We start from the raw sequence: 3,907 nt of genomic DNA, 5'->3' as shown, positions 1-3,907 counted from the left end.
GTTCGTCACAGGGACGAACGGCGCCTTTCTGTTGAACTGCCCTCAGGCTCGGCCTTCTTCGAGCATTTCGGTCACCAGTGCTGCAATGGGGGACCTTTCGGACCGGGTCAGAGTGACGTGCGAGAAGAGCGGGTGCCCCTTCAGTCGTTCGACGACGGCCACCACACCGTCGTATCGCCCGACGCGTAGATTGTCCCGTTGTGCCACGTCATGGGTGAGAACGACCCGCGAACCGGGGCCGATCCGGGACAGGACCGTCAGCAGCACGTTCCGCTCGAGCGACTGGGCCTCGTCCACGACGACGAACGCGTCGTGCAGCGAGCGCCCTCGGATGTGCGTGAGCGGCAGCACCTCCAGCATCCCGCGCTCGATGACCTCGTCGATGACCTCGCGGCTGGTGACCGCGGAGAGCGTGTCGAAGACCGCCTGCGCCCAGGGGTTCATCTTCTCGGCCTCGGTGCCCGGCAGGTAGCCCAGGTCCTGGCCGCCGACCGCGTACAACGGACGGAAGATCATCACCTTCTTGTGCTGCCGTCGCTCCAGCACCGCCTCCAGTCCGGCGCACAGCGCGAGCGCGCTCTTGCCGGTGCCGGCCCGGCCGCCCATGGAGACGATGCCGATCTCGGGATCGAGCAACAGGTCGAGCGCGATGCGCTGTTCGGCGCTGCGGCCCTTCAGCGCGAACGCCTCCCTGTCCCCCCGCACCAGCTTGACCCGTCCCTCCGAGGTCACCCGGCCGAGCGCCTTGCCCCGCTCCGACTGGATCACCAGACCGGTGTGCACGGGGAGTTCGGCGGCCTCGGGTACGAACAGGCTCTCGGCAGCGAAGAGTTCGTCGACGTCCTCACCGGGGAGAGTCAGCTCGGCCATGCCCGTCCAGCCGGAATCGGTGACGGCCAGCTCCGCGCGGTACTCCTCGGCGAGGAGTCCGACGGACGACGCCTTGATCCGCAGCGGCAGGTCCTTGGAGACGACCGTGACGTCGTACCCCTCGGCCTGAAGGTTCCGGGCGACCGCCAGGATCCGCGAGTCGTTGTCGTTCAGCCGGAATCCGGCCGGCAGGACAGAGGTGTCGGAGTGGTTCAGCTCCACTCGCAGCGAACCGCCCAACTCCCCGATCGGGATGGGGGCGTCGAGCCTGCCGAACCGGACGCGGTACTCATCAAGCCTTCTCAGCGCCTGCCGCGCGAAGTAGCCGAGCTCGGGATGATGCCGCTTTGCCTCCAACTCGGTCACGACGACGATCGGAAGCACGACTTCGTGCTCCTCGAAACGATCCATTGCCGTCGGGTCGGCTAGCAGCACGCTGGTGTCGATGACATACGTGCGCCGGTCGGACTCGTTGCGCTTTTTGCTGGTCACCACGGTGGACGAACCCCCTCGGAAGAGGTTGGGGAGCGACGGCGTCGCGAAGGGAAAGACCGGTCCGTACCCGCGCGGAGCGGGCCGGGTACCGGCCCTCCGCGTCATCCGCGTCGCCCGCCTGTCTGCTGCGGTCGTCCGTGGTCTGCAAATCGGGCCTCCCGGCGCCGGGGCCTGTGGAGGGCACCCAGCCATGAGGCTGATATTCCCCCGGTGGGGCGCATGCATGCCAAGGCATATGCCCTGAACCCCACCTGGGGGAGCACCCCGACCCGTTCCGGGGACCCTGAGGGGTCCACGTGCGCGAACTCGTGCCCGTTCCCCCGGATGGCCCCGCCCCGACGCGGCCCCCGCCGAAGACGACACTCCCCGGGCCGTCAGGCCCGAGCGTGGTCCTGGCCGCCAGGCCCGGGTAACGGGTGCTCGGGCCGCGGGCCCGAACGGGTTCTGGGCCGCCGGGCCCGAGCCGTCCCGGCGAAGCCGGGGTCAGGTCTCCCCGGCGAAGCCTGGGGAGCCTGCGAAGCCCGGCAACACCGCGCCGTAGGCGCCTAGTTCCCGTACCGGCGGTGCCGCGCCGCGTAGTCGCGCAACGCGCGCAGGAAGTCGACCTTGCGGAAGGCCGGCCAGAAGACCTCGCAGAAGTAGTACTCGGAGTGCGCGCTCTGCCAGAGCATGAAGCCGGAGAGGCGCTGCTCGCCGCTGGTACGGATGACCAGGTCCGGGTCCGGCTGCCCACGGGTGTAGAGGTGCTCGGAGATGTCCTCGACCGTCAGGCTCTCGGCCAGCTCCCCCACGCTCACCCCGCGCTCCGCGCGGTCGGCGAGCAGCGAGCGGACCGCGTCGGTGATCTCCTGGCGCCCGCCGTACCCGACGGCCACGTTCACCAGTATTCCGTCGTTCTCACCGGCCTGCTGCTGCGCCTTCTTCAGCACCCGCTGCGTCCGGTCGGGCAGCAGGTCCATCTGGCCCACGTGGTGTACGCGCCAGCGGCCGTCGGCGGCCAGGTCGCGAACGGTGCCCTCGATGATGCCGAGCAGTGGGAGGAGCTCCTCCTCGGGCCGGGTGAGGTTGTCCGTGGAGAGCAGCCACAGCGTGACGACCTTCACGTCCGTCTCCGCACACCAGCCGAGCAGCTCCTGGATCTTGACCGCGCCGGCCTGGTGACCCTGCTCCGTGGTGCCGCCCGCGGCCCGTGCCCAGCGCCGGTTCCCGTCCAGGATGACGCCGATGTGCTTGGGCACCTGGTCGGTGTCGAGACGATCCTCCACCCGGCGTGCATACAGTCTGTACACCAGGTCACGAAGCTTCATGGGAATGGCCAGCTCCTCCATGCCGAGTCCGGGATTCTTGCAGCTTACTGCGGGTCAGCCCCCCGGACGAAGCGGGGCCGCTCGCGCAGCCGCCTGATAGGAAAGGGGCCATGACGCACGACTCCTCACTCCACCCTTTCCGCGCCGGCGAGGCGCGCTACGACACGATGGCCTACCGGCGTACCGGCCGCTCAGGGCTCAAGCTGCCCGCGGTCTCCCTCGGCCTGTGGCACAACTTCGGCGACGACCGGGCGCTCGACAACCAGCGTGCCATCCTGCGCCGCGCCTTCGATCTGGGCGTCACACACTTCGACCTGGCCAACAACTACGGGCCGCCGCCCGGCTCCGCCGAGCTGAACTTCGGCAAGCTGATGGATCAGGACTTCCGCCCGTACCGCGACGAACTGGTCATATCGACCAAGGCGGGTTATCCGATGCACCCCGGCCCGTACCAGGACTGGGGCTCCCGCAAGTACCTGCTGTCCTCGCTGGACGCCTCGCTGGGGCGGATGGGCCTCGACTACGTCGACATCTTCTACTCCCACCGCTTCGACCCCGACACCCCGCTGGAGGAGACGATGGGGGCGCTGGCCTCCGCCGTACAGCAGGGGAAGGCGCTGTACGTGGGCATCTCCTCCTACAACGCCCGGCGGACCCGCGAGGCGGCCGGGCTGCTGCGCGAGATGGGCGTGCCCGCCCTCATCCACCAGCCCTCCTACTCGATGCTGAACCGCTGGACCGAGGACGACGCCCTGCTCGACACCCTGGACTCGGAAGGCATGGGCTGCATCTCCTTCGCGCCGCTCGCCCAGGGCCTGCTCACCGACAAGTACCTGGACGGCGTCCCGGCCGGCTCGCGGGCCGCGCAGGGCAAGTCGCTGGACCCGGAGCTGCTGACCGACGAGGTGGTGCGGCGGCTGCGCGGGCTCAACGAGGTCGCCAAGCGCCGCGGCCAGAGCCTGGCCCAGCTGGCGCTGCGCTGGGTGCTGCGCGATCCGCGGATGACCTCGGCGCTGATCGGTGCCAGCAGCGTGGCGCAGCTGGAGTCGAACGTGGCGGCGCTGGAGGGGCCGGAGCTCACGGCGGAGGAGCTGCGCGAGATCGACGCGTACGCGGTCTCCGAGCCCGGCACCAACATCTGGGCCCGGAGCAGCGAGAGCTGACGACCGGAGGGCGGACCCGCGGGACCGCCCTCCGGAAACAAGAAGCGGGCCGGTCCGAGGGGGGTTCGGACC

At 69.7% G+C, this 3,907-nt stretch carries 3 protein-coding genes; 1 reads left to right on the top strand and 2 read right to left on the bottom strand.

The genetic code is table 11. From position 1 onward, the window contains the following. Window positions 1–42: 42 nt before the first annotated feature. Both ACRDP3_RS23115 and ACRDP3_RS23110 read right to left on the bottom strand, forming a co-directional pair. The gene (locus tag ACRDP3_RS23115; protein WP_431518920.1) at window positions 43–1,365 is read right to left on the bottom strand and encodes a PhoH family protein; all 1,323 of its coding nucleotides are present in this window, start codon (window positions 1,363–1,365) and stop codon (window positions 43–45) included. A 545-nt stretch (window positions 1,366–1,910) separates the two neighbouring features. Continuing rightward, window positions 1,911–2,672 carry an isoprenyl transferase gene (locus ACRDP3_RS23110; protein WP_431518919.1) on the bottom strand — a complete coding sequence of 254 codons (762 nt, stop codon included), beginning with the start codon at window positions 2,670–2,672 and terminating at the stop codon, window positions 1,911–1,913. A gap of 110 nt (window positions 2,673–2,782) precedes the next feature. On the opposite strand from ACRDP3_RS23110, the gene mgrA reads away from it, so the two are divergent. Beyond that, on the top strand, window positions 2,783–3,835 hold the full coding sequence (mgrA, locus tag ACRDP3_RS23105; RefSeq protein WP_431518918.1) for an L-glyceraldehyde 3-phosphate reductase: 1,053 nt from the start codon (window positions 2,783–2,785) through the stop codon (window positions 3,833–3,835). The last annotated feature ends 72 nt before the right edge of the window (window positions 3,836–3,907 follow it).

The sequence above is a fragment of the Streptomyces sp. genome, from assembly GCF_050698815.1.
In the GTDB taxonomy this organism is placed as follows: Bacteria; Actinomycetota; Actinomycetes; order Streptomycetales; family Streptomycetaceae; genus Streptomyces.
Note: the sequence above shows the minus strand (reverse complement) of the source record. Positions and strands in the feature narration are given on the sequence as shown.

Excerpts from the sequence above, each read along its gene's own strand:
- ACRDP3_RS23110 (WP_431518919.1), bottom strand. The coding sequence starts at position 2,672 with ATGAAGCTTCGTGACCTGGTGTACAGACTGTATGCACGCCGGGTGGAG.
- mgrA (WP_431518918.1), top strand. The coding sequence starts at position 2,783 with ATGACGCACGACTCCTCACTCCACCCTTTCCGCGCCGGCGAGGCGCGC.